The organism is Marinobacter sp. ANT_B65 (assembly GCF_002407605.1).
Taxonomy (GTDB): domain Bacteria; phylum Pseudomonadota; class Gammaproteobacteria; order Pseudomonadales; family Oleiphilaceae; genus Marinobacter.
This window is the reverse complement of sequence record NZ_NXGV01000004.1, coordinates 1-25,252: the sequence shown is the minus strand read 5'-3', so window position 1 is coordinate 25,252 and position 25,252 is coordinate 1. Positions and strand designations below refer to the sequence as shown.

Annotated in this window: 23 protein-coding genes and 1 rRNA gene; 9 read left to right on the top strand and 15 right to left on the bottom strand. The window is 54.5% G+C overall.

What is annotated here, in order from left to right:
* Positions 1-586: 586 nt before the first annotated feature.
* The 5 genes from CPA50_RS16165 to dksA all read right to left on the bottom strand — a co-directional run bounded on the left by CPA50_RS16165 (position 587) and on the right by dksA (position 6,542).
* A complete protein-coding gene (locus tag CPA50_RS16165; protein ID WP_096783787.1) occupies positions 587-1,984 on the bottom strand; it encodes a sigma-54-dependent transcriptional regulator in 1,398 nt (465 codons plus the stop codon).
* 7 nt (positions 1,985-1,991) lie between these two features.
* The gene (locus tag CPA50_RS16160) at positions 1,992-4,955 is read right to left on the bottom strand and encodes an ATP-binding protein (RefSeq protein WP_096783579.1); all 2,964 of its coding nucleotides are present in this window, start codon (positions 4,953-4,955) and stop codon (positions 1,992-1,994) included.
* On the bottom strand, positions 4,945-5,121 hold the full coding sequence (locus tag CPA50_RS19490) for a hypothetical protein (RefSeq protein WP_179397250.1): 177 nt from the start codon (positions 5,119-5,121) through the stop codon (positions 4,945-4,947). The genes CPA50_RS16160 and CPA50_RS19490 overlap by 11 nt, the downstream gene beginning before the upstream one ends.
* Before the next feature lie 50 nt (positions 5,122-5,171).
* Complete coding sequence (gene gluQRS, locus CPA50_RS16155; RefSeq protein WP_096783578.1) at positions 5,172-6,047, bottom strand: tRNA glutamyl-Q(34) synthetase GluQRS; 876 nt, start codon at positions 6,045-6,047, stop codon at positions 5,172-5,174.
* A gap of 63 nt (positions 6,048-6,110) precedes the next feature.
* Positions 6,111-6,542 carry an RNA polymerase-binding protein DksA gene (gene dksA / locus CPA50_RS16150; protein ID WP_096783577.1) on the bottom strand — a complete coding sequence of 144 codons (432 nt, stop codon included), beginning with the start codon at positions 6,540-6,542 and terminating at the stop codon, positions 6,111-6,113.
* Positions 6,543-6,723: 181 nt separating this feature from the next.
* Between dksA and sfsA the strand changes: the two genes are divergently transcribed.
* The gene (gene sfsA / locus CPA50_RS16145; RefSeq protein WP_096783576.1) at positions 6,724-7,455 is read left to right on the top strand and encodes a DNA/RNA nuclease SfsA; all 732 of its coding nucleotides are present in this window, start codon (positions 6,724-6,726) and stop codon (positions 7,453-7,455) included.
* On the opposite strand, the gene CPA50_RS16140 is transcribed toward sfsA, so the two are convergent.
* From CPA50_RS16140 to CPA50_RS16130, 3 genes are read right to left on the bottom strand one after another with little or no spacing between them, the layout of a single operon-like run.
* Positions 7,439-7,825: a Rieske (2Fe-2S) protein gene (locus CPA50_RS16140; protein WP_096783575.1), complete on the bottom strand. Its 387-nt coding sequence runs from the start codon at positions 7,823-7,825 to the stop codon at positions 7,439-7,441. The two genes, sfsA and CPA50_RS16140, sit on opposite strands and share 17 nt — an antisense overlap.
* Positions 7,822-8,178 carry a pentapeptide repeat-containing protein gene (locus CPA50_RS16135; RefSeq protein WP_096783574.1) on the bottom strand — a complete coding sequence of 119 codons (357 nt, stop codon included), beginning with the start codon at positions 8,176-8,178 and terminating at the stop codon, positions 7,822-7,824. The genes CPA50_RS16140 and CPA50_RS16135 overlap by 4 nt, the downstream gene beginning before the upstream one ends.
* 50 nt (positions 8,179-8,228) lie before the next feature.
* Positions 8,229-9,806, bottom strand: a complete 1,578-nt coding sequence (locus tag CPA50_RS16130; RefSeq protein WP_096783573.1) for an AAA family ATPase — start codon at positions 9,804-9,806, stop codon at positions 8,229-8,231.
* Between the two features lie 207 nt (positions 9,807-10,013).
* Between CPA50_RS16130 and mrcB the strand changes: the two genes are divergently transcribed.
* Together mrcB and CPA50_RS16120 are read left to right on the top strand one after the other, a co-directional pair.
* Positions 10,014-12,257, top strand: coding sequence for a penicillin-binding protein 1B (mrcB, locus tag CPA50_RS16125; RefSeq protein ID WP_227519694.1), 2,244 nt, complete (start codon positions 10,014-10,016; stop codon positions 12,255-12,257).
* Positions 12,254-12,826 carry a tetratricopeptide repeat protein gene (locus CPA50_RS16120; RefSeq protein WP_096783571.1) on the top strand — a complete coding sequence of 191 codons (573 nt, stop codon included), beginning with the start codon at positions 12,254-12,256 and terminating at the stop codon, positions 12,824-12,826. Before mrcB ends, CPA50_RS16120 begins: the two co-directional genes overlap by 4 nt.
* 111 nt (positions 12,827-12,937) lie before the next feature.
* Here the strand turns inward: CPA50_RS16120 and hemL are convergent, their stop codons facing one another.
* Genes hemL through CPA50_RS16095 form a run of 5 tightly spaced genes read right to left on the bottom strand, consistent with a single transcriptional unit; the run spans position 12,938 to position 17,891 of the window.
* Positions 12,938-14,218, bottom strand: coding sequence for a glutamate-1-semialdehyde 2,1-aminomutase (gene hemL / locus CPA50_RS16115; protein WP_096783570.1), 1,281 nt, complete (start codon positions 14,216-14,218; stop codon positions 12,938-12,940).
* Positions 14,215-14,901, bottom strand: coding sequence for a thiamine phosphate synthase (thiE, locus tag CPA50_RS16110; protein WP_179397249.1), 687 nt, complete (start codon positions 14,899-14,901; stop codon positions 14,215-14,217). Before thiE ends, hemL begins: the two co-directional genes overlap by 4 nt.
* A complete protein-coding gene (thiD, locus tag CPA50_RS16105; protein ID WP_413772172.1) occupies positions 14,889-15,677 on the bottom strand; it encodes a bifunctional hydroxymethylpyrimidine kinase/phosphomethylpyrimidine kinase in 789 nt (262 codons plus the stop codon). Before thiD ends, thiE begins: the two co-directional genes overlap by 13 nt.
* Before the next feature lie 12 nt (positions 15,678-15,689).
* Positions 15,690-16,112, bottom strand: a complete 423-nt coding sequence (gene hemJ, locus CPA50_RS16100; RefSeq protein WP_096783567.1) for a protoporphyrinogen oxidase HemJ — start codon at positions 16,110-16,112, stop codon at positions 15,690-15,692.
* A gap of 3 nt (positions 16,113-16,115) precedes the next feature.
* Positions 16,116-17,891: a chloride channel protein gene (locus CPA50_RS16095; RefSeq protein WP_096783566.1), complete on the bottom strand. Its 1,776-nt coding sequence runs from the start codon at positions 17,889-17,891 to the stop codon at positions 16,116-16,118.
* A 154-nt stretch (positions 17,892-18,045) separates the two neighbouring features.
* Between CPA50_RS16095 and argC the strand changes: the two genes are divergently transcribed.
* From argC to erpA, 4 genes are all read left to right on the top strand, one after another.
* Positions 18,046-19,083 carry an N-acetyl-gamma-glutamyl-phosphate reductase gene (argC, locus tag CPA50_RS16090; protein ID WP_096783565.1) on the top strand — a complete coding sequence of 346 codons (1,038 nt, stop codon included), beginning with the start codon at positions 18,046-18,048 and terminating at the stop codon, positions 19,081-19,083.
* Positions 19,084-19,092: 9 nt separating this feature from the next.
* A complete protein-coding gene (locus CPA50_RS16085) occupies positions 19,093-19,833 on the top strand; it encodes a DUF6776 family protein (RefSeq protein WP_096783564.1) in 741 nt (246 codons plus the stop codon).
* Positions 19,834-19,835: 2 nt separating this feature from the next.
* Entirely contained in the window at positions 19,836-20,315 is a 480-nt protein-coding gene (locus CPA50_RS16080) for a bactofilin family protein (protein ID WP_096783563.1), read from the top strand.
* A gap of 84 nt (positions 20,316-20,399) precedes the next feature.
* The gene (gene erpA, locus CPA50_RS16075) at positions 20,400-20,732 is read left to right on the top strand and encodes an iron-sulfur cluster insertion protein ErpA (protein WP_202971786.1); all 333 of its coding nucleotides are present in this window, start codon (positions 20,400-20,402) and stop codon (positions 20,730-20,732) included.
* Between the two features lie 42 nt (positions 20,733-20,774).
* Here erpA and CPA50_RS16070 read toward each other — a convergent pair whose 3' ends face one another.
* Both CPA50_RS16070 and CPA50_RS16065 read right to left on the bottom strand, forming a co-directional pair.
* The gene (locus tag CPA50_RS16070; RefSeq protein ID WP_096783561.1) at positions 20,775-21,872 is read right to left on the bottom strand and encodes an anhydro-N-acetylmuramic acid kinase; all 1,098 of its coding nucleotides are present in this window, start codon (positions 21,870-21,872) and stop codon (positions 20,775-20,777) included.
* A 5-nt stretch (positions 21,873-21,877) separates the two neighbouring features.
* Positions 21,878-23,263 carry a M23 family metallopeptidase gene (locus CPA50_RS16065; protein ID WP_096783786.1) on the bottom strand — a complete coding sequence of 462 codons (1,386 nt, stop codon included), beginning with the start codon at positions 23,261-23,263 and terminating at the stop codon, positions 21,878-21,880.
* Between the two features lie 302 nt (positions 23,264-23,565).
* Between CPA50_RS16065 and tyrS the strand changes: the two genes are divergently transcribed.
* Both tyrS and CPA50_RS16055 read left to right on the top strand, forming a co-directional pair.
* Positions 23,566-24,768, top strand: a complete 1,203-nt coding sequence (tyrS, locus tag CPA50_RS16060; RefSeq protein ID WP_096783560.1) for a tyrosine--tRNA ligase — start codon at positions 23,566-23,568, stop codon at positions 24,766-24,768.
* A gap of 368 nt (positions 24,769-25,136) precedes the next feature.
* Positions 25,137-25,252, top strand: a 16S ribosomal RNA gene (locus CPA50_RS16055); the annotation flags it as partial.

Below are 25,252 nucleotides of genomic sequence, written 5' to 3'. Positions count from 1 at the left end.
GAATCCGCCTTCAAAACGTTGACTATTTGCATTGTTTTTATTTTTATGTCGGGATTTTTCTTCGTTTTTGTACCCCGCTGTATATCCTCAAACCGAGGCTTCTCAGCAGTGCAAACGGAAAGCTTTGAACACAATGAGCAGTCAAAGACAGCGAACAAGTCATCTGTAGGTGCTGCGTCACCTCTGGGGTGATTCTTCTTTGCATCTCTACAACTCGCACATGCCAACCAACTACCAAAAAAGCAAAGTACTCAAAACACTCAATTCGCTCACGTTCTGTTTTTGTTTTTGTTGCTGAACGTATTCCCGCAGCTTTTTGTTTTTGTTGAGTCGCTGCTTTGTCACTATTGTTTTTGTTGTCGTGCGCTTAAATAGGTTGCAGTTGGTGTGCCAGTTTTTGAAATATTAACAATAACAATGACTTAGTATTTTTCGCCTTGTAAGTGTTACCCCGTATCTCCCATAAGTGTTACCCGCAGTCTGCTCATTTCCTGTGGAGTGTTACCTTGGGGAACATGCGGTAACAACTGAACGTGAGTTCGTACTTTTGGGGGCTGGGCGGGCAAGCCCCCGGGTTGTGAGATGGTCAGTTTCCTGAGGTTTTCTTTCGGGGAATACCGAGCCGTTGCCTGCGCTCCCATAGGGATTTCCGACTGATACCCAGTTTCTGGGCGAGTTCGGTCTCGCTCATGCGGTCCTGATTTTCCAGTACAAAGTGCTGGAAGTAGTCTTCCAGAGAAAGGTCGCTGGCGCTGTCTGCGTCACGGGTGTGGAGCTGCTCATTGTTGCCCTCCACAAGCGTTTCGGGGATGTACTCGTCACCACCCTCGCTGTCCAGGTCCAGCAGTGAGGGCGTAATGATGTCTCCGTCGCACAGGATACTGGCTCGCTCGATAGCATTTTCCAGTTCCCGTACGTTGCCTGGCCAGCGATGCCTCTCAAGAACCCGCATTGCTTCGGGGCTGAGATTCAGGTTGGGTTTGCCCACTCTCTGGCCCTGGGTAATAAGGAATCGCCGGGCCAGTCCGAGAATGTCACTCTGACGTTCACGCAGGGGAGGAATTCGTATCTGCATCACGTTCAGGCGGTAGTACAGATCTTCCCGGAACCCGCCGGTACGGGTCATTGCCTTAAGGTTGCGGTGGGTTGCCGCGATCATTCGAACGTTGACCTTTCTGCTCTGGGTTGAGCCCACTTTGCGGATCTCGCTTTCCTGGAGGACCCGTAGCAGGCGCGCTTGCGCTTCGGCCGGCAGTTCACCAATCTCATCCAGAAACAGACTTCCACCGTCTGCCGCCTCGATCAGCCCGGTTCTGGCAGAAACTGCACCCGTGAACGCGCCTTTTTCATGTCCGAACAGTTCGGATTCAATAAGGCTTTCCGGAATGGCTGCGCAGTTTACCGAGATCAGTGGCTTTGCAGCACGAGGGCTTAACAGGTGCAGCGCCCGGGCGACAAGCTCTTTACCTGTACCGGATTCGCCCTGCACAAGCACGGTTGTTTCTGTTGGTGCTACTTTCCGTATAAGTGTGAAAACCCGCTGCATGGGCTCGCACTGGCCGTACATGATGCTGGCGGGGTCACCATTTTCGGACGGGGCTGCCGCTTCCTCCCGGCGCTCCTGGGCTGGCGACATTGTGCGAGCGAGAATGCTTTCGACGGCAGCCAGCATCTCGTCATGATCAAACGGCTTGGCTATATATTCCACGGCACCCATTTTCATGGAGTCGACCGCAGACCGCAGGCTGGCGTAACTGGTCATGATGAGTACCGGGGTGTTCGGTGCCCGGTTGATCAGTTCGGTGCCGGCAACACCCGGCAGGCGCAGATCTGAAATGATCAGGTCAAACTTGTCAGGATCGTGGTCCTGCTCTGCTTCTTCCACAGAACCAACATCTTCAACGTCATAGCCAGCGTGCAAAAGCAGCTTGCGGACAGCGGAGCGAATAATGTCTTCATCTTCCACGATTAAAATACGGGGCATGGCAGTTTCAGAACCTTTCATTCGGGCGGATGGCGGAGTTGTCTGTCTCCGGCTCATAGGCAGGCAGTTTCAGTCGTACGCAGGTACCGAGCCCGGTTTCCGGGTCGGCTGGGCTTTCGACCTGAATGTTGCCGTAATGCTCTTCAACAATGCTGTATACCAGAGACAAGCCCAGGCCGGTGCCCTTGTTGGTTGCCTTGGTGGTGTAGAAGGGCTCAAAAATATGGTCAAGCTGGTCTACAGGTATTCCCGACCCCTGGTCAATGACCTCGATGATAGCTGAGTAGCCGTCATCCATGCCAGTGACCCGGATTGAACCGCCCTCGGGGGACGCGTCCCGGGCGTTAGCCAGCAGATTTACGAAGACCTGCACAAGACGTTGCTCATCGCCCAGTATCTGAAGTGTTTCCGGGCAGTCGTTGAAGTAATGGATGCCAGGCACTCTGTCGCCCAGGGATAGCAGGTTGATCGATTCCTCGACACACCGGCGGACGCTTACTGGTTCGTATCGGTTGGCCTGGGCATGGTTGCCGGTCCGTGCGAAGTTCATCAACGATTGCAGAATGGTTGATATGCGCCGGGTCTGCTGCTGAATCTGGCTTGCAGTATCAAGAATGTCCGGGTTGTCGGTTTCCAGTTTGAGGTTCTGTGCCAGAGAAGAAATGCCTGTCACCGGATTGCCGATTTCATGTGCCACACCTGCGGCCAGTCGTCCGACCGACGCCAGGCGCTCGCTATGCATGAGCTCATCTTCCAGCAAGCGGATTTCTGTCTGGTCTTCTACCAGGATGATGCTGCCTCCGTCGGGGTGGTCTGGCCCGCTGATGGCAGCTTTGTGCAGATTCAGCCAGTGGGGCTTGCCTTTGAGGTCCAGCCGGTGCTTGTAACGATGCAGGTCTTCTCCGCTGTTGAAGTCATCCAGCAGATGGTGCCAGTGGTCTGGCAGGGCCATCAGGCGCGCTCCTACAACATCGTCGGCTGTGATCCCGGTCAGTGCCTCAATAGCATGGTTCCACATGAGAATCTCACCATCATCGCCCACTGAACAGGCCGGAATAGGCAGGTTCTGCAAGGTTTGACGGTAGTGCCGGCGAAGGTTGTCGAGTTCGCCTGCTAGACCGGTAAGGCGGTTCTGGTAGTCGCCAAGTGCGCGTTCTACATAACGGATATCCTGAGCGGTGCCGCCCCGGGCTATGGGTTTGAAGCCCAGGTGGCGCTTAACCATGTCTCGGGCTACTGATGGCCCAAGCAGACCAGAGAGGTTGATTTCAACCTGATCACGAAGACGTCTCAGTTGATAGGGGCGATATTCCACATTGGGGAGTTTCAGTTGCCCGAGGGCTCTCTCCACTTCCCGCTTCGCAACTTCCTGGCCAAGAGGCTCGGACATCTGGCGTATAAAGTCAGCGGAAGAACTTGCGAGCAGTTCTCTGCGCTGGGGGCGCGAGAGTGCGCCCAGGGTGCAGGCTTGTGCGGCGCTTGTCTCTTCGTTGGTGGTTTTGCTGAGAGCGGAGATCAATGTAAAGACGGCAACGTTTGCAGTCAGGCTGATAAAGGTAAATATGTGCCAGTTGCTGTAATCCGGGACCAGGGGCGCGTTCAGCCATTCCAGCAGGTTCGCGGTATGGGAGAAAGGCAGTACCAATGTTGCTGCCCAGACCATCAGCCCGGCAATCAGCCCCGCAATCAGCCCGCGACGGTTACCTTCCGGCCAGTAAATAACGCCCAGAGCACCCGGTAACAATTGCAGTGTTCCGGAAAGTGAAATTGCCCCGAGAATGGAAAGGTCCAGGTTTTTGCCGAGCGTTTCATGAAACAGCAGCGCCAGCATGATAATTGCGGCAATCAGAAGGCGTTTGATCCATTGCAGCCAGCGATAAATGTCACCCTGGTCTTTTGGCGTTTTCAGTGGCAATACCACATGGTTCAGGACCATGCCGGCGAGAGCCAGGGTGCTGACGATCATCAGGCCACTGGCGGCCGAAAGCCCGGCAATGTACATCAGTAGGGTGAGTGCAGGGCTTTCCAGTGCCTGGGCAATCCCGAGCGTATAAAAATTCGGGCCGGTCGCAACTTCCAGAGCCTGACCGCCCCACAGAATCAGGGGGACAGGGATCCCCAGTAACAATAAGTAGAGGGGGAGTCCCCAGCTGGCTTTTGCAAGAGCCTTGGGAGACGGGGTCTCGCTGAACGTCATGTGATACATGTGCGGTAACACAAGTGCGCCGGCAAAGGACATCAGCATAAGAGCCCGCCAGCTCCCGTCATCAACGCTAAGTGACATGGTGGTGGCTGGCGTGGTGTTATTGGCCAGCCAGACTTCCAGCTCGCTCATGCCTCCAAACACACTGAAAAGGACAACGCCGCCAATGACCAGGAGGGCAACAAGTTTAACGAGAGAGTCAAAGGCAATAGCAAGTACCAGCCCCGGGTGGCTTTCAGCATCCTGATTGCGGCGGGCGCCAAACAGCATGGCGAACAGCACCACTGTGAGGCTGAACATAACGCTGATCAGTTGCGGGGAGGTGTCCGGGGCGAGGATGCTGGCAGATGTGGTTACGGCCTGAATCTGCATGCTCAGTAAGGAGAGGATGGCGCACCCGGAACACAGTGTGACAAGCGTGCCCGCCCACTGGCTGCGATACCGGTAGGCAAACAGGTCGGCGAGCGAGGTGAGCTGGTAGGCCCGGCCTATTCTCATAATGGGGTTGAGGAGAACCGGAGCCAACAGGAAGGCGCCGCTGATGCCCAGGTAATAGGCAAGGAAGCCGTACCCGGATTCGGCCGCCATGCCGACCGCCGCATAAACCGCCCAGATGCCTGCGTATACACCAAGGCTCAGCGTGTACACCAACGGATGGCGTACCCAGTGGCGAGGTACTATGCCATGCTCGGTTATCCAGGCAATGCCGAACAAAAGGACAAGGTAGAGCAGGTTTGCGAGCAACAACCCTGAGGCGCTAAAACTCATCTGGGTCTCGCCGCCATTCCAGCCAGAATCCGATGGCTATGAGGCCAGCCCAAACCACGAACGGGCTGTACCAGGCATTCCCGGGTGAAGTCCACCAGTCGAGAATGTTCGGTGAGAAAATATAGATGGCCAGAACAAGTAGAAAAACCAGACGGTAGATATACATCAGGCATAGGATCCGCGCTGAAGTTTGTGAAAGGCTTTATACCACGACTGTTACCGGGATGTCAGGTGAATGGCCCTGCGTTTCCAGTGCGCGCAGGCCCATTCCAGCAAATCTTCCACCGACCCGCCAAGTAGTGATTCCGGTGGCTTCTGGTGCAGCGCAGTCAATGCATTGAACAGGTTTCTTGCTGGAGTGCGGTCATCCAGTGCCGGAGCGTGGTTTTGTTTCGATAGTTTTTGTCCTTGCTCGTTAACAATTACCGGTATGTGCAGCCATCGTGGTGGCGTTGCCTCCAGAGCCTGATAGATCTGTAATTGCTGGCCGGTCATGTCCAGCAGGTCTGAGCCGCGAACCACGTCGGTAATGCCTTGCTCTATATCATCTACCACTACGGCAAGCTGATAGGCAAAAAAACCTTCCTTGCGCAAAAGGACAGGGTCGTCGATTTCCGCCCGGATAACCTGGTGCTGTGGCCCCAGTATCTGATCCTGCCAGCAACACTGTTCATCGTGGAGAGCAAAGCGTATGGCGAAGGGCTGGCTGGAGGATGCGGTGCTGACCTCTCTGCAGTGTTGGGGGTGTCGGCCATGATTGGCCAGGAGTTGTTTGCGGGAGCAGCTGCAGCGATATGCACGGCCGGTGCTCAGCAGATGTTCTATCGCTGTGTGATAGGCGCTTTGGCGCCGGGACTGGAAGAGTACTGGTGTGTCGGGAAACAGTCCGTGGGCGTCAAGGCTGTTCAGGATCTGGCCTGTTGCTGACGGTGGCTCCCGGAGCGGGTCGAGATCCTCAATGCGAATCAGCCATCGTCCACCCAGGGACTTTGCTTCCAGGTAACTGGCCAGGGCCGTAACCAGCGAGCCAAAATGAAGTGGCCCGGTGGGTGAGGGCGCAAAACGGCCCTGGTAGTTGTAAAAACCGTTCATGAATAAAGCTGATCGGCCGGCGGAACCTCAAAGGGCTGCGCCAGCCAGATCGGGCTTGTCGTCTCAGATGCCAGTCTGGCGCTCGCGAATTTCGGCCAGGGTTTTGCAATCAATGCACAAGGTTGCTGTCGGGCGCGCTTCAAGTCGGCGAGTGCCTATCTCAACACCACACTGGTCACAAAAACCGTAGTCGTCTTTGTCGATACGCTCAACAGTCTGATCGATTTTCTTGATCAGCTTACGCTCGCGGTCGCGGGTGCGCAGTTCCAGGCTGAACTCTTCTTCCTGGGTTGCACGATCACTGGGATCCGCGTAGTTTGCCGCATCTTCCTGCATGTGATGCATAGTGCGGTCCACTTCTTCCATGAGCTCCTGTTTCCATTGACGCAGCAGCTCCTTGAAGTGCTCCCGCATGTCGGCACTCATGTACTCTTCACCCTTCTTCATTTCATAAGGGGTGAAGTTGGTGAAACTTTCGTTCGATGTATTTGCCATTTAACCCGGCCTCTTTTTTACACTTCACAAGGACGTTCTGCTTCCCTGCGCGCCAGCCCCCGCTGCGGCGCGATCAATAGTTTGGATAAAGCAATCGTCCTGAAACGGGATTTGGCGGAAAATAGCAGATTAGTTACGGTGGTGCCAGCCCTGTGACACCTACTTCGCATTTGGAGAGCCTATGAAGTTCCCCCAGCCCCTGATTGAAGGGCGCCTTATCCGTCGTTATAAACGCTTTTTGGCGGATGTCCGATTGCCCGACGGCACTGAAGTAACGGCCCATTGCCCGAATACGGGCTCCATGCTCGGATGCCAGCCTCCCGATGGCAGAGTGTGGCTGAGCATCAGCGATAACCCCGCTCGCAAGCTGCCTTATACCTGGGAGCTTGTTGAAACGTCACCGGGAATACTTGCCTGCATAAATACGGCGAGACCGAACGCACAGGCCCGTGAGGCAATTGAGACAGGCCGTATCAGCGAGTTGACCGGCTACAGTCATTGTCGTCCGGAAGTGAAGTATGGCGAGGAAAAAAGCCGGATTGATCTGTTACTTTCCGGGCATGAGACAGAGCCGGATGCCTGGGTGGAAGTGAAGAACGTGACGCTTGAGGAAAACGGCCAGGGTTTCTTTCCGGATGCGGTGACAACCCGTGGGCAGAAACATTTGCGGGAACTGATGGCTCAGGTTGCGCTTGGCGATCGCGCTGTGTTGTTTTTCGTGGTTAACCATACCGGGATCGAAACTGTCCGGCCTGCGGATCATATCGACCAGCAGTACGGCCAGTTGTTGCGGCAAGCATGTGACGCGGGTGTTGAGGTTATAGCCTATCGGGCGAATCTGGCCAACGCCGACGGCAGTCCATCCGGCGAGATGGGGCTTGTTGAGGCGGTGCCGGTTATTCTGGAAGTCTGACTTCCAGAATCTCTCCGTTTTCCCGCACATCCAGCGCGGTGAGTACATCACCCTGACAGGGCCCTGCAATGCATTCGCCGTCTCCGGGTTTGAACAAGGCACCGTGGGTTGAGCACTGAATGAACAGATTGTCAGTGTCCATAAACCGGCCCGGCATCCAGTTCAGTTCAATGCCCGTGTGAGGGCATTGGTTCAGGTAGGCCCTGGGTGTGGTGTCATCCAGAAACACGAAGCCCCTCTGTGGCAAGGTGTCAGCGCTCTCCGTCAGGCCGGGCCCGGCTCGATCCATTGAAAACTCAATGAACAGGCCTGGCTGCAAGGATTTCCTGTTGCAGACCGGCTGCCACTGTGTAGTTTGCCTGCCCGTCATATGTCTGCGCTGTATCGCATTCGTGTGCCGTGGTTCAGGGACATAAGGATTTCATCGGCCTTTAGTCTGTCGGGAAAGAAGCATCCGGAGATCTTGGCGCCGGCAATGCTGGCTCCCTCCATATTTGCCTGGCTGAAATCTATACCCCTGAGGTCGGCACCCCGAAAATAAGCATGGCTCAGATCCAGGCCCTGAGCGTCAAGCCCGCGTAGTTCCAGCCCTCTGAAATCTCCATGAGCAAAACTCGGCAAGTTGGTCCGCGCTGCTTTTCCGGCATTGAAGGCGGTGATGTCCTCCTTGCGAAGTGTTTCATAGAGCGGGTCATTGATGTGTCGAACGGCATCGGTTTCCATGATAGATCCTTGTGATCTTCTGTTCCGGTTGTTCCGGGAGTATCGCCCGTTTATTTCGCTGGCAGGCCAAAGTGCTGCCGGATTCTGTCTGCAACCGCTTCTGCAACATGTTCCTGATCTGTATGCAGGTGAGCGGTATAGGTGCTTTCTTTGTCCGTAAGGGGCTCGAACCAGTCTTTCTGGATATCCAGCAATTCAATGGTCGCTTCCGAGGCATCACCTTTACGTTTCCGCACCCACTCTTTTCGCAGATCCTCCGGGGCTTCGCAGTGAATCAGTGCGAAGGGGGCTCCCTGGCTCTCAGCGACAGAGCTCAGCATCGTGCGCTCTCGCTCTTTCAGGCAGGCGGCATCGACAATAACCGGAAATCCCGAGGCGAGCAGATCTCCAGCCAGCTTTGCGAGACGTTCATAGGTTTTTTCGGTGGCCTCGTCGGAGTACAGATTGCCCCCGGTCGACGAGCGGCTGCTCTCCAGTGGTGCCAGGCCATGCAGGCGCTTACGTTCAACGTCAGAGCGCAGGCGGATAAGACCAAGCTCACGGGACAGCGCGGCGCTTACACATGTTTTGCCACTGGCAGACAGGCCAACTGTAGCGAGCAGGTAAGGGTTTGGAATGTTGCTGTAATCTTCCGCAAGCTGGGCATAGTCGCTATAGCGTTGCATGAGTGCCGTTTTTTCTTCTTCACTCAGGGACGGATTCGCCAGAGTGAAAAGAGCAATCTTGGCGCGCACCAGCGCCCTATATGCCTTGTAGAGCGGAAGCAGAGGCAGGGCTTCAAAATCGTCGCGGTATTCCAGATAGGTGTTCAGAACCAGGTTTGCCAGAGCCGGCTCGCCCCGGGATTCCAGGTCCATCAACAGGAATGCCAGGTCGTTAATGACGTCAATCCAACGGAAGGGCTCGTTGAATTCGATGCAGTCGAAAATCGTGACCTTGCCGTCGTAAACAGTGATGTTAGCCAGGTGCAGGTCGCCATGGCATTCCCGAACCAGGCCATTTTCACGCCGTTTGGCGATCAAGTCCCGCTGGCGCTCGAAGGTGGTTCGTGTCCAGGCTTCAAGGTTATCAAGCTGGCTTAGTAACCCTCCTTCGTCGAGCATCGGCCGTATCTGGTCGAAGTTCTCCTGCATAGCTGCGTACACGGCTTCGGGAGTTCCCAGAGGTTTGTCTTCTGCTACCGGCTCCAGTCCGCTGTGAAAGCCAGCCACCTGCTGTGCCAGGCTGGACAGCAGTTCCGGTTTCAGATCGCCGGTTTCCTGCAGGTGATCAAACAGTTGATCCTGACGGAACTGACGCATTTTCAGCGTGTATTCAAACGGCTCACCCTCGCCGCCGATGACTGGCTCCTCCGGGGTACCGGTTATGGGGAGAACTTCCAGATAAAGTGGTTCTGCCAGGCGCCGGTTGAGGCGCAGTTCTTCTTCACAGAAGTGCTTTCGGCGCTCCAGGGTGGAGAAGTCAAGAAACCCGAAATTCATGGGTTTCTTGATTTTATAGGCGTACTGACCAGTCAGAATTACCTGGGAAATGTGAGTTTCGATAACCTGGAACCCGTCAACCGGATGGTTGTACAGTTCCGGGTCCTGCAGTGCCAGTAACAGATTGTCTGGAGATGTTTCACTCACGGTGCGCTCCTCGCTTCCCTGAACTCATTGATTTCTATTGTCCTATCATAGCGGGGAGGTTACAGAAATAACACACAGTTGGTCTGCCTTATGTCGTGCAGGCTTCGTTATAATCCAGCCATGAAAAAAAACAGATCCCCCTCGAAACCAAATAGAAAATCCCGAAGCAAAAACAACCGGAAAGAGCGTGGCTCCTGGTTCTGGAAAATGGTCGTCCGTGTTTCCGCCATTGGGTTTGTGTTGCTGGCGGGCTGGATGGTCTATCTCGATGCAGTCGTTACTGACCGGTTTGAAGGACGGAGGTTTGAAGTGCCATCGCGGGTTTATGCCCGCCCTATGGAACTTTATGACGGCGCTGGTGTGAGTTCCGGGGCACTGGAACGGGAGTTGGCACTATCTGGCTATCGTAAAGGTGATGGCGCGAAACCTGGCAGTTATCTCCGCAATGGCGGGCATTTTATTATCAGTACCCGGGGCTTTCGCTTTCCTGACGGGGACGAGCCCCGGCGGAAGCTTTCACTGAACATTTATGGTGACAGGGTTCAGGATTTTTCTGTCCTGGCCGGAGATGGCGCGGCAATCGTGCGGCTGGAGCCGGCCCGCATCGGCGGAATTTATCCCGCCCACAAGGAAGACCGGATTCTTGTGCGCCTGGATGATGTTCCTTCTCTGTTGCCAGCTGCACTTATGGCGGTGGAAGACAGGAATTTCTACGATCACTTCGGAATCGCACCGGCCTCTATCGCCCGGGCCATGCTGGCGAATCTGCGCGCCGGGCAGATCGTCCAGGGTGGCAGTACCCTGACTCAGCAGCTGGTAAAAAACTTCTTGCTTACCCGGGATCAGACGCTGTTGCGAAAGGGAAATGAGGCGTTAATGTCGATCCTGCTCGAGCTGCATTACGAGAAAGACGACATCCTGGAAACCTATCTTAACGAGGTGTATCTGGGCCAGGCGGGCACCCGAAGCATTAACGGGTTCGGGCTTGCCAGCCAGTTTTATTTTGGTGAGTCACTGAGAGATCTGGGTGTGCATCAGATTGCTCTGCTTGTGGGTATGGTCAAAGGTCCGAGCTACTATAATCCGCGCCGGCACCCGGAGCGAGCTACCCAGCGCCGGAATCTGGTTATCAGTGAGATGGAAGAAGCGGGCCTCATTGATGCATCGAAAGCCGCGCGCGCGCGCGGCCTGTCGCTGGGAGTCAGCGCAAAGCCGTCGTACTCTGAAAACCGTTATCCTGCCTACATCGATCTTGTACGGCGTCACCTGGCGCGTGATTACAGGGAAGAGGACCTGCGCAGCGAAGGGCTTCGCATATTTACTACCCTTGATCCGGCTATTCAGTATGCTGCCGAATATGCCATTACGGATACAGTGCCCCGGCTGGCCCGCGGCGATACCGCTAAGGCTCTGGAGGCAACTCTTGTAGTAACGTCCAAAGATACCGGCGAGGTCCTGGCACTTGTTGGTGGAAAAAATCCTCAGTTTGCGGGGTTCAACCGGGCTTTGGATGCCCACCGTCCGATTGGCTCGCTGATCAAGCCCTTTACATACCTGACTGCACTGGAGCAGCCGGAACGCTATACCCTGATGACCCCGGTGCTCGACAAGTCCTTCGCTCTGGAATTCGATGATGGCAAGCGCTGGGAGCCCAAAAACTATGACGGTAAAGAACGCGGAGAGGTTCCTCTGCATCTTGCCCTTTCTCGCTCATACAATCTGCCGGCAGTGCGGGTAGGTCTGGATGTTGGCGTTCCTGCTGTCCGCGAGACCCTGCGAGCTTTTGGTGTGGTTACACCTATTTCGGAATACCCCTCAATGCTGCTTGGTTCGGTTGCCATGAGTCCGGTAACTGTAGCCCAGATCTATCAGGGGTTGGCCACCTCGGGATTTAATACGCCCCTGCGCACCATCCGGGAAGTGACTGATTCCGATGGCAAAGCGCTTTCACGCTATAGCCTGGAAGTGGACCAGGTTGCAGATCCTGCAGCCGTGCATTTACTGCAGTACGCAATGCAGGAAACCATGCAGGAAGGTACCGGGCGCTCGGCTTACTATTCGCTTCCAAAAGAACTGACGCTGGCTGGTAAAACAGGAACAACCGATGATGGTCGTGATTCCTGGTTCGCAGGATTCAGTGGCGACTTGCTGGCGGTGGCCTGGGTAGGGCGTGACGATAATGGCCCAACGGCACTGACCGGAGCCACCGGAGCCCTGCCTGTATGGTCCCGCTTTATGGCTCAGGTTCCCCAGCACGGTTTTTCTCCGGTGGTTCCCGATGGCGTGAGCTATCACTGGGTAAATCCTGAAATGCAGGCATTAACTGACGAGTATTGCGATAATGCGCGTCTTATGCCGTTTATATCGGGTAGTGAGCCGACACAGAAAGTGTCCTGCTCTGGTACTCTGGAACGGAAAATTCGAGGCTGGTTTGAAGGGTTGTTCCAATGAGTAGGCAAGGTATTCTTAATACGGGTATGGTCCTGGCGTTACTGAGTCTGGCTGGGTGTGCCTCCGGCCCGGGTGGTTCTGTTTATGTGCCTGCAGGCGGAGAAGCTTCCAGCGCCCCGGAGCCACCACGTACTACGGAGAATAACGAAAAGCCGCAGGTCTGGCGAAAAAGTGAGCAGCCGGAGGTCCGTAAGCCGGAACAGGCTCCGCGTAGTAGCAAGCCCAGCTACAGTGATGCCGGGGATGAGCTGTCACCAGCTGCGTTGAGCCTGGTGCGTGAGGCAGACCGCCTGTTGAGTAATGGCAATGCCGAGGGCGCGATTGTGCGGCTGGAACGTGCGCAACGCATCGCGCCAAGGTCGGCGGAGGTTTACTTCAAACTGTCGGAAGCATACGTGGCTGGCAACAAGCTTGGCACGGCAGAGCAGTTTACGCTTAAGGGGTTGTCGCTGGCGGGGAATGATGCCCGGCTGCAGCGTGCGGGCTGGTTATTGCTGGCGGATATACGTCGGGCCCGGGGTAACGTAGCGGGGGCCAGTCAGGCAGAAGAGCGGGCCTCTGCCCTGTAGTGGATATATTGCCTTATGTCCCTGCCTGGAAATTTCCAGGCAGGGAGTAGCGGCGCCAGCAGTGCAGTATCTGGCGTTTAGCCCGCCAGATCATTTTTAAATGAGTAGCCGTTAGAGAGTAGCCATCACTTTTTTCGCTGCTCTGACCGTTTCGGCAATATCCTCATCCGTTAGTGCCGCACTGGTGAAGCCGGCCTCAAATGCAGAGGGGGCAAGGTAAATTCCCTCTTTAAGCATGCCCTGGAAGAACTTTTTGAAGCGTTCCACGTCGCACTTCATCACTTGATCAAAGCGGGTGATGCTGGGTTGATCCGTGAAAAAGAAACCGAACATGGCTCCAGCGCCCTGAACAGTGAGGGGTATGCCTGTTGCATCCGCAGCTGACTTGAGGCCGTCCCGTACCGCAAGCGTTTTTTGTGCCAGACGGTCATGAAAGCCCGGCTCAGAAATAGCATTCAATGTGGCGAGGCCAGCGCACATGGCCAGGGGATTTCCGCTCAGTGTGCCCGCCTGGTAAACCGGACCAAGAGGAGCTATGTGTTCCATGATTTCCCGTTTTCCGCCGAAAGCGCCAACGGGCAAGCCTCCACCGATAACTTTGCCCAGTGCCGTCAGATCCGGAGATACGCCATACAGGCCCTGAGCCCCACCCAGAGATACCCGGAATCCGGTCATTACCTCATCGAAAATCAGCACGGTTCCGTACTCATCGCAGACTTCCCGCAGCCCTTCCAGGAAGCCAGGAACTGGCGGGATGCAGTTCATGTTGCCTGCCACAGGCTCTACGATGATAGCGGCAATCTGGTCGCCTATTTTACTGAAGGTCTCGCGGACGCCCTCAATATCATTGAAGTCCAGAGTCAGTGTCAGTTCGGCCAGGCTGGCGGGAACACCAGGTGAGTTGGGTACGCCCAGAGTCAGCGCCCCGGAGCCAGCCTTCACCAGCAGAGAGTCCGCATGACCGTGATAGCAACCTTCAAATTTCACGATCTTGTCGCGCCCGGTGAAGCCGCGGGCCAGACGAATAGCGCTCATGGTGGCTTCTGTACCGGAGTTCACCATGCGGACCAGATCAATCGACGGGACCAGTTCACAGACTTTCCGTGCCATATCGGTTTCGATTGAGGTAGGAGCCCCATAGCCGACACCCTGATCAACCTGAGCGTGCAGGGCATCTTTAATGCGCTGTTCCGAATGGCCAAGAATCATTGGGCCCCAGGAGCCAATGTAATCGATATATTTCTTGCCATCCTCGTCGTACAGGTAAGCACCCTGGGCGTGGTTAAAAAAGATCGGGGTGCCGCCCACGCCGCGGAATGCACGGACGGGTGAGTTTACGCCGCCAGGGATATATTTTTGAGCCTGTTCGAATAGGGTTTCGGAGTGCGTCATTTTTGAGAGCTCCTGTTATCGGGGGTCGAAAAGAGAGGGTGGTGGCTGGTAAACAGCCTTTGAAATTCCTGTGCCTTTTGCTTGATGGCTTCGGGGCTATCCCCAAAAAGCCCGCCGACAACGGCCAACAGGTCGGCGCCAGCCCGGATCAGCTGCTCACCGTTTTCTGTGGTGATACCGCCAATAGCAGTAACTGGCAGGTTGAAGCGCTTTGCTTGAGCCAGTATGCCGGTAGGAGCTGCAGGGGCTTCGGGCTTGGTTGATGAGTTAAAAAAACGGCCAAAGGCCAGGTAGTCTGCTCCGGCCTCCATGGCGGTCTTTGCAAGTGCAGGGTCTGCATGGCAGGTAATGCCGATGATGGCGTCATAGCCGAGCAGTTGGCGGGCCTCAGAGGCAGAGCCATCTGACTGGCCAAGGTGAACCCCTGCAGCACCTACCCGTTTGGCGAGGGTGGCGTCATCATTAATAAGTAATGGTACTCCAGCTGCAGAGCATACTGATTGCAGGCTTCTGGCCTGGGCCAGGCGCTCCGCCATCGGGGCGAGCTTTTCACGGTATTGTACCATCACTGCGCCACCCAGAATCGCCGCTTCCACGGACGCAACCAGTGTTGCAGGAGGTGTAAGTCCGCTATCGGTAATTGCGTAAAGCCCTGTCGGCACGCGGGGTTTCATCGTTCCCACAAAATGCCCCGGTCTGGAACTGGCTGTCCCCTGCCCACCTCAAGTGCGTGCAGGATCGTGCGATGCACGTAGTTTTGAGCCTGGGAAATTGCGGCACGGGGGGATAACCCCTGAGCTCGCCCTGCCGCAATAGCTGCTGCGAGCGTACAGCCGGTGCCATGATATTCGCCTCCAATACGCTCTATGTTCCACGACATCGGGGTTGGAGAATAGGTGTAAAGTGTATTGGTGATGCGAACGCCGGTTCCGTGGCCTCCGGTTGCAAGCACCGATGTGCACCCTTCCTCAATTAGCCTGCGTGCAGCCTCATCGGGATTGTCATTCTCTCCCAGCAGAGCCAGCTCTACGCCGTTGGGAGTTATCATTTCAGCCAGGGGGAACAGTCGCTTTTTCATGGCTGAAAGCAGGTCGTCATCTGCAAGATCGCCGCCGCCCGCTGCCTTGATTACCGGATCGGTGATAACCGGGATGTCAGGGTAATTCTCAAGAAACTCCGCGAGCACATCGACTACTGCGGCGTTGCCAAGGGCCCCGGTTTTGACAGCGTGAATGGGGACATCTTCGGAGAGGCACCGGAGTTGTTCACGAATCAGTTCCGGGTTGACGGCCTCGGCATCGTAAACATTGCGGGTGTCCTGAACAGTCAGGCAGGTAAGTACCGGCAATGGGTGGCACCCCAGTGACGTGATGGCCTGGATGTCGGCCTGAATGCCGGCGCCGCCGGAGGGGTCCAGGCCGGAAAGAACAAGTACCTGAGGGCGAGTGTAATGTTTGATGGCTAAAACTCCCTAAAAAGGTTTAACGACAGCGAGGATAACAACGGCCAGCAGAATGAATACGGGCAGTTCATTGAACCAGCGGTAGAAGACATGGCTACGGGTGTTCTGGTCGTCTCGAAACACCTTGACCAGATGACCGCAATAAAAGTGATAGACAATCAGTAGTGCCACAAGAACCAGTTTTACATGCAGCCAGCCCTGGCTGAAATAGCCTGATACGTTATAACTGAGCAGCCAGATACCAAATATCACAGTGGCAATCATCGACGGGGTGGTAATGCCCCGGTAGAGCTTCCTTTCCATGATTTTGAAGCGCTCACGTCCGGGTTTATCTTCGCAGGCAGCATGGTATACAAACAGTCTGGGCAGGTAAAAAATACCTGCAAACCAGCACACCAGAGATATTATGTGAAAGGCTTTAACCCACAACATTGATCAGCTCCGTCGATATTGGTAATAACTTTCGATATCGGATTTAAGCACGACACCATAAATCCGTTGAATCATTGGCGCCACATGGCGTTGTACATACAGAGCTTCGGCGCTTGTCGTTTCGAATTCCTGCAGGGCTTCTTCGAGCGTGGCCTGATATTGCACGGGTGCAATATCACGACGGTTAGCCGGGATATCCATCAGATCAATGGATTTTGGCTGTTCAGCATCGTTCTCTGCAGCCACTTCGCCGTGGTCTTCCAGATACCGCGCCAGATCGACTGCGGGTAACAGGGAGGTTGGCCCGTTGCTGCCCTCTACCACCAGCCACTTAGGCTCCGCTTTCAGGGCCTTCCGGGCCTCCTCGGTTGTCAGGTGCCTTTCGATGCGCAGAATGCTTTTGTCCATGATCGCGGCCACGGATACCCGGCGCAGGGCCTGAATAACCGGTGAACTTTGATAGCTCAGACCCTGGCTTTTCAAAACCGTAAGGAACAGGGACTTTTGTCCAAATGCCTCGCTCGTGATGAGGGTGGATGTAGTGATAATAAGCATGCCCGGGAGAATGATGTGTGGATTCCGGGTCAGCTCCATCAGCGCCATGAGCGCAGCCAGCGGCGCTTGCAGCACTGCGCCCATCATGGCGCCCATCCCGAGCATGGCGTAAAAACCCACAGATGACGCATGCTCGGGTATGATCTCGGCGCCTATCAGTCCCATGGCTCCACCAAGGGTGGCGCCCATGAACAGTGTTGGACCGATAATGCTGCTTGGCATACCCAACCCTACAGTCAGGGCTGTGATCACAAGTTTGGCCGCTCCCGCGCTCAGTAACAGCCAGAAGCCGAGCTCGCCGTTTATGGTTTCATTGACCGTGTCGTAGCCAATTCCCATGGTCTGAGGCACCAGTATCGCGGCAGGAACCATCAGAACGCCGGCAATAATCACGCGGAGGAAAATGGGGCGGTCATTGAAGCGTCCCATGGAATCGACCAGGCGGATGAAAAGCGCTGCAGCGATACCAATAACGATGGCAATAACCAGAATCCAGGGTATCTCCAGCAGCGAGTTCATTGTCAGGGCCGGAACGCTGAACGCTGGCTCTGTGCCGTATACGACCTGGGTTACGATAGCAGCACTGACAGCTGCAAGAATGATGGGGGTGAAGCCTGCAATGGTATATTCCATCATCACCACTTCCATGGCAAAAATAACTCCGGAAATCGGCGTGTTGAATGATGCGGAAATGGCTGCAGCGCATCCACAGGCAACCAGCGTGCGGATGCTGTTGTTTGGTAGCCGCATCCACTGCCCCATCAAACTCGAAAACGCAGCTCCCAAATGCACGGCCGGCCCTTCACGGCCTGCGGATTGTCCTGTGACGACGGTTGTTACGCCCAAAATGAATTGGATAACAGCGCTTCTCATAGTGATGTAACCCTGGTGGTAGTTCAGGCGCTCCATGACGTGAGCAACCCCTACCTTCCGGTCCTGAGTTGCCAGACGGTGAAGTAACAGACCGAGGCCAAGAGCCCCCGCCAGGGGGAGCAGCCCCCGGGTAAGAATGTCCAGACTCTCAAATGCTTCTGACCCCTCGCCTGGCAGAAAGTGTTCCAGGGGCCACTCGATGGCCAGCCTGAAAATCAGAATGACTGCACCGGTAACCAGCCCCGATAGCAGACCGAGGATGGCCAGTTGAGGTAATGAATCTACGCCGGAGAATCTTGGCGGGAATGCCGTGATCAGTTTTTCGCCAATCTTATGCCAGAATTTATTCATGGATGCCGGTGTTCCGGAACAAGAGGGTGGCCTGCCAGAGGGTTTCTGACAACATTGTAACCGTCGTCCTGCAAGCTGCAATAAGTCGTTGGTTTATCATGATAGTATAAGAGATTCACTTCCAAGTCCTGATACGACGTCGCTGGAGAGTAAGTTGATTAAAGTAGGTATCGTTGGCGGCACCGGGTATACCGGCGTCGAGCTGCTCAGAATTCTCGCCGTTCACCCTGAAGTTACGGTGAGTTGTATTACCTCCCGGTCAGAGGCAGGGATGCCCGTGGCCGAAATGTACCCGAATCTCCGCGGGCATTTCGACCTGGCATTTTCAGAGCCTGATCCCAGTGTTCTGGCGCAGTGTGACCTGGTGTTTTTTGCGACGCCCCATGGCGTTGCCATGCGTATGATCCCCGAGCTTATGGCATCCGGTGTCCGGGTAATTGACCTCTCTGCAGATTTCCGTCTGAAGGACCTTAATGTGTGGTCCGAATGGTACGGAATGCCACACGAATCCCCCGAATGGGCTGAAAAGGCAGTATACGGATTACCGGAAGTTGTGCGGGATGAGATTGCCAGGGCTCAGTTGGTTGCCAATCCTGGATGTTACCCGACGGCAGTCCAGCTTGGCTTTTTGCCTTTGCTGGAAAAAGGGCTTGTAGATCCGTCCCGGTTGATTGCCGACGCAAAATCCGGTGCCAGTGGCGGTGGCCGGCAGGCCAAGATCGGCATGCTGTACGGTGAGGTCAGCGAAAGCTTCAAGGCCTACGGTGCATCGGGTCATCGCCACTTACCGGAAATCCGGCAGGGCTTGTCTGCCGCCGCCGGCACTGCAACCGGTGTAACCTTTGTACCGCACCTTGTGCCGATGGTTCGGGGCATAGAGGCAACGCTATATGCGGAGTTGAAGAACCCGGCTGATTTTGATCGCCTGCAACTGCTGTACGAAGAACGGTATCGGGATGAGCCGTTTGTTGATGTGATGCCTTTCGGCAGCCATCCGGAAACCCGCAGTGTGCGGGGAGCGAATCTGTGTCGTATGGCGCTGCACCGGCAGGAGCAGAGCAACATTGTTATCATTTCGTCTGTTATAGATAACCTGGTTAAAGGTGCTGCGGGTCAGGCTGTTCAGAATATGAACATAATGCTTGGTCTCAAAGAAACGCAGGGTCTTGACGCGCCTGCATTACTGCCCTGAGGAATGCTAGTGAGCGAACAGCGTAAACCGGCGGAGGAGTATGTGGTTATCCGCCACCGGCCGGGGTACCGGCTGAGACGGTCGTTGATTCTGTTGGTGTTTACATTAGTGGCTGCAGTGGTTGGTTATGCAGTTGGCGTGGTGCAGGGCGGTTATCGTTTCACCAGTGCTGAAGAATCCAGTGAGCGGCTGGAGGATAAGATCACTGCGCTGGAAGCCAGCCATAGTGAGGCACTACAGCAATTGGTCAATCTCGAACGAGGCCAGTTAATGGATGAACAGGCGCTGAAACAGGCCCGGAAAACCATAGTGGATCTGGAGACCCGTGTCAGCGCCCTGCAATCTGACCTGACTTTCTACAAAAATATTATGGCTCCATCAGAGACAAGCAAGGGATTGCAGGTGGACCGCTTTTCGCTGGCCAGCGATCGCCAGTCCGGCGTTTACAGTTTCAAGTTGGTGCTGACGCAGGTAGGCAATAACAAGAGTTATATTTCGGGCGTCGTGGCCGTTAACATAATTGGCATGCGTGACGACAAGAAGGAAGTTATTGCGCTGCGCGATTTGTCGCAGGAAATTCAGGATCTTGGCGTGAAATTCCGGTTTCGGTACTTTCAGGACGTGGAAGGCAGACTGGCGCTGCCTGATGATTTCGAACCACTTGAAGTACAAGTGGTTGCTCAGGCTGAAGGGCGCAAATCCTCGCAGGCTGAACGCACATTCAACTGGGACGATTTAACGGAGAACTAGAAATGCTAGGCAAGAAAAAACAGAAGCCCCGCCGGCCAACTGGGAACTTTGACACTTTGATTTCGTCACGAACGACCATCGAAGGTGATGTGCATTTCTCTGGCGGCTTGCATGTTGATGGCCATATTCGTGGCAAGGTATTAGCCGAGGACGGCAGTGATGCGGTCTTGCGCGTGTCGGAGGTGGGGGAGATTACCGGCGACATTTCTGCGCCTCACGTGATTATCAATGGTACGGTCCATGGCGATGTCTATGCGTCTGCTCATCTGGAGCTGGCGGAGAAGGCCGCTGTCAACGGAAGCGTGTACTACAATCTTATCCAGATGGCCATGGGAGCGTCGGTAAACGGCAATCTTGTCCATCAGCGTGAGCCTTCCGGACTGCTGACGCAGGATAAAACACCAGCCGCCAACTCCGGCGGTGCCAGGCTTGATGATGACGTCAGCGAACTGGCGGAGCATGCTGGTGGAAAATCTGAATAGTTGATTGTTTTACTCAGGAATACCATAATCCCCATAGTTGTATCAGGTAATCCGGAGGCGAACTTGAGTGTAGTTCAGCAGCAAATGGCAGTACCACTGTTCTTAAGCGACAGTGCGGCCGGCAAAGTACGCGAATTGATTGAGGAAGAGGGGAATCCCGAACTCAGGCTTCGCGTGTTCGTCACAGGTGGTGGCTGTTCCGGATTTCAGTATGGGTTCTCATTCGATGAGAGTCAGGATGAAGAAGACACGGTTGTGGAGCGGGATGGAGCCGTTCTTTTGGTAGACCCTATGAGTTACCAGTATCTTGTGGGTGCCACCATTGATTATCAGGAAGGTCTCCAGGGTTCTCAGTTTGTGGTGCAGAATCCGAATGCCAGCTCTACTTGCGGCTGTGGAAGTTCATTTACTATCTGAGAACTATTGAAAGCACCGGTCGCTCAGAAAGACGTTGCTGGCTCAGGCCGGGTATATCGCGCCAAGTATACGGGGCCCTTTTGCTCCGGTTACCTCTGGCAGATTTCCCGGCTTGCCTTCCATTGTTTGCCTGGCCAGCCATGCAAACGCCGTTGGCTCTACCCATTGGGGATCAAGCCCCAGTTCTGCGGTATCGAGTAAACGGACAGGGCTGAGCGCCAAAGCCAGTTCTTTCATCAGTAGCCGGTTTCGTGTCCCTCCCCCGCAGGCATAAACAGCCATGGCCGGAGACTGCGGCATTTGCCGGACTGCCGTTATTACTGTCAGTTGTAGCAGTGTGCGTTGCACGTCTTCTGGCCGGATTTCACCATGTCGTTTTACCACGGTTTTAATCCAGTCGAGATTGAACTTCTCTTTGCCTGTGCTTTTGGGTGCCGGACGCTCGAAGTAAGCGTCCGACAGCATGTCGGTAAGTAGTGCCTGCTGGACAATGCCTTCCTGGGCCCATCGGCCATCTTCATCATAGAGTCGTCCGGTCTGGTCATGACACCAGGCATCAATCAGGGCATTTGCCGGTCCCGTATCGAATCCTGTTACAGGGCGGCCGGAGCTGGATGGAATCCAGGTTATATTTGCGATTCCACCAAGGTTCAGAATGCACCGGTCTTCGCTTCCAGAGCCAAAGAAATGCTTGTGGAAGGCGGGAACCAGTGGGGCTCCTTGCCCACCTGCAGCCATGTCCCGACTACGAAAATCACCTATGGTTGTGATGCCGGTTTTTTCCGCAATGATGGAGGGATTGCCTACCTGAAGAGAAAAGTGGCTCGGGCCTGAGGGCTGATGACGTAGTGTCTGGCCGTGGCTGCCGATTGCACGAATTGAAGAGTGGTCCAGGCTACAGTTGTAAATAAGCTGTTCTGCTGTCTCTGCAAACAGCACGCCTGTCAGCGTGTCCAGTTCGCCAACTTCGTCTGGGGTTGCGTGATTCTGGCTTGCAAGTAACAACCGTTGGCGCAGTTCTTCGGGGTATGGCTTGGAGAATGTTTCGTGGATGCAGAGAGTATTGTCCTGAAAGGACACCAGCACGGCGTCAATGCCGTCCATGCTGGTGCCGGACATAAGTCCTATCCAGGTATCCACGGAGTTTAGTCTTCCGAGGCCAAAGCAAGGTGCTGATAGTTGCTTCTGAATGCTTCAAACTGTGCAACTTGCTGCCCGGTAATCTTCTTGAACCGTGCCAGTTCAGATGCCGGAACAGGCTGGGCGTCCGGGAGCTTCACAGTTCTGGAGTTGCGTGGAGAGCCGTTGACCCGGAACTCATAGTGCAGGTGAGGGCCGGTGACCATGCCGGACGAGCCAACATAGCCGAGGGTGTCGCCTTGTTTGACGCGCAACCCGTTTTTCATGTTCTTGCCTATTCGGCTCATGTGCGCATAGAGGGTTGTTATATTATCGCCGTGCTTCAGGATGACTGTGCGGCCATACCCGCCTTTCCAGCCAGCAAACTGCACCCGCCCATTACCTGCAGCTTTGATTGGGGTGCCTGGGGGGGCGGCATAGTCCGTACCTTCGTGAGGGCGAACAACATCAAGCACAGGGTGGCGGCGCTGAAGGTTAAATGCTGAAGATACCCTGGCGTTTATAGGTGTGCGCAAGAAAGCTTTGCGCATACTTTTTCCGTCCGGGGTGTAGTAATCAGTGTTGCCCTTGCTGTCGGTATAACGAAGAGCGATGTTTTCCTTGCCGCGGTTTATAAAGCGGGCTGACAGGATACGGCCAGTACTGAACTTTTCCCCGTCCAGGTATAACTCTTCATAGACCACTTCAAACTGATCGCCTTTGCGGACGTCGTAGACAAAATCGATATCCCAACCGAAAATCCCGGCAAGCTCCATCGTCAGGCGATCGTTAAGTCCAGCTTCGCGGGCAGCGAGATAAAGCGAACCATCAATTGTACCTGAAGCAAATGCAGGTCTGGACTGAGGCTCACGCATTTTCGTTTCGCCTTCAAACGACCCGTCCTGCTTCACTATCTTTAATGATTCCAACAAACTGCGCTGGAGCTCGATAGCAACAAGCTCGCCCTGGCTGTCCGTGGCAAACCGGATTGTTTCTCCTGCGTAAAGGTGTTGCAGTTTATCGGCTTCGCCCTCGCCATGGATAACGGAGAGCATGATCCCATCATTGAAGCCGGCTTTTTTGAAGAGGGAAGACAGGGTGTCGCCAGGCTTTATGTCGAATGTTTGCCATGCTATGCGTGGTTTTGCCTCATTCTTAGCCGGGTTCTCCGTTTTCGGGATAGCGTCTGCCTGGCTGGCGGCAACGGTAATAATTCGCTCTCCAGTTGCAGCGGGTTCTTGCGGCGTTGCATTCGAGATGATCTCCGATGCGTTTCCCTGCTCCAGGTCTATAGAGTAGGACATCCGGTTTGCCTCAACATCTGAGCTGGGGCTCATCAACAGAGCGGCGGTCACTACAATGGTTGCAGCAGCGGCAATAGTAATATGGATTTTGGGGAACATTTTCAGCACGTATCGCATCCGTTTTAATCGGTATTCCGGCAGGTTGAGCTACCTAATTAAAGCTGTTGTTCAGGTATGAAACGACAGATTACCGTATTAAAAGCATGTGGAACAGCACAGAACATTACGGTTGTTGTATTGCCCGCCGGATTTCTTGCGGCGTCGTTGATATAATGCGCCAGCTCTGTCTGTCAGGTTTTGTTTAAAAACTGAACACCTACACATTAGCAGGGCGCCGGGTAACTCACAGATTTCTTTTGTAGAGGTCTGTAACAGATAATTTTGTGAAACTGACTGGGGACGGGTAATTCATGGCATCTATTGATGAAGTCCTGGCTATTATCAAGCGAGGCGCAGACGAGCTGATTCCGGAAGGCGATCTGATAGCAAAACTGAAGGAAGGTCGTCCTCTCCGGATTAAGGCGGGTTTCGATCCGACTGCTCCCGACCTCCATCTTGGGCACACTGTTCTCATTAACAAGTTGCGTCAGTTTCAGGATCTTGGTCATGAGGTGATTTTTCTGATCGGCGATTTTACCGGGAAAATCGGTGATCCCTCTGGTAAGAGTGCTACCCGGCCGCCGCTGACGGATGAGCAGGTGGCGCAGAATGCGGTTACCTATAAAGAGCAGGTCTTCAAGATTCTGGACCGAGAAAAAACGCGGGTTGTTTTCAATTCTGAATGGATGGGGAAAATGACAGCGGCGGACATGATTCGTCTGGCCGGTCAGTATACGGTCGCAAGGATGCTGGAGCGGGATGACTTTACTAAACGGTACAGCTCCGAACAGCCGATTGCTATTCATGAGTTTCTGTATCCTTTGATACAGGGTTACGACTCAGTGGCGCTGGAGGCTGATGTTGAGTTGGGGGGTACAGACCAGAAGTTCAATCTTCTGATGGGGCGTATTCTGCAGAAGCATTATGGTCAGCGCCCTCAGGCGGTGCTCACGATGCCGATCCTTGAGGGTTTGGATGGCGTACAGAAGATGTCCAAATCTTTGGGTAACTATATTGGTGTCAATGATTCCCCTGGTGAAATGTATACCAAGCTCCTGTCTGTGCCAGATGAATTGTTGTGGCGTTATTTTGAGCTATTGAGCTTCCGTCCCCTTGCAGAGGTAGATGAGTTCAGGGGCGCGGTGAATGCCGGAGCTAACCCTCAGGATTATAAAAAGCTTTTGGCAGAGGAGATCATCGCCCGGTTTCATGATGAGGATGCTGCGAAAACGGCTCATAAGTCTGCGGGCAATCGGGTTGCGCTCGGAGAGATTCCGGAGAATGTTCCATTGGTTGAGGTTTCGCTGGATGGTCAGTCAGAGGTTTTGATGGCCTCGGTGTTGCGGCTTGCAGGTCTTGTTAAGAATGGAGCAGCAGCGAGAGATGTTCTCGGGCGGGGTGCTGTTTTCGTGGATGGCCAGAAGTTTGAGGGCGATCGCGCGTTTGTAGAGGGTGATAGTTGCGTAATCCAGGCCGGGAAGAAGAAAATAGCCCGTATTCTGATCATTGCGTAACCAATTTAAGGTTATTTTGAGTTTTTTCGAGATGGCCGTTGACAGATCTGTGTGGGTCTGTAGAATGCGCATCTCGCTTGAGGGACACACCGGAACAGCGGAGTGTTTTGAGAGAAATAACTGTTTGAAAGTATTGAAGAAATAGCTTTTAAAGTTCTTCAAAATAACAGTTGACAGGGTCGGCATTCAATGTAGAATACGCCTCCTTGATTGAGCAACGGCTCAAACGCTCTTTAACAAATTGACCAAGTAATTCGTGTGGGCGCTGGCTGGAGTATTTCGACAAGAAATACCAAGGCAAGCGACTCGTCGAAAATTGAGTTTTGTCTTGAGCAAGAATTAAGAATCTTCGGATTCTTGTATGATTTAAACTGAAGAGTTTGATCATGGCTCAGATTGAACGCTGGCGGCAGGCTTAACACATGCAAGTCGAGCGGAAACGATGGTAGCTTGCTACCAGGCGTCGAGCGGCGGACGGGTGAGT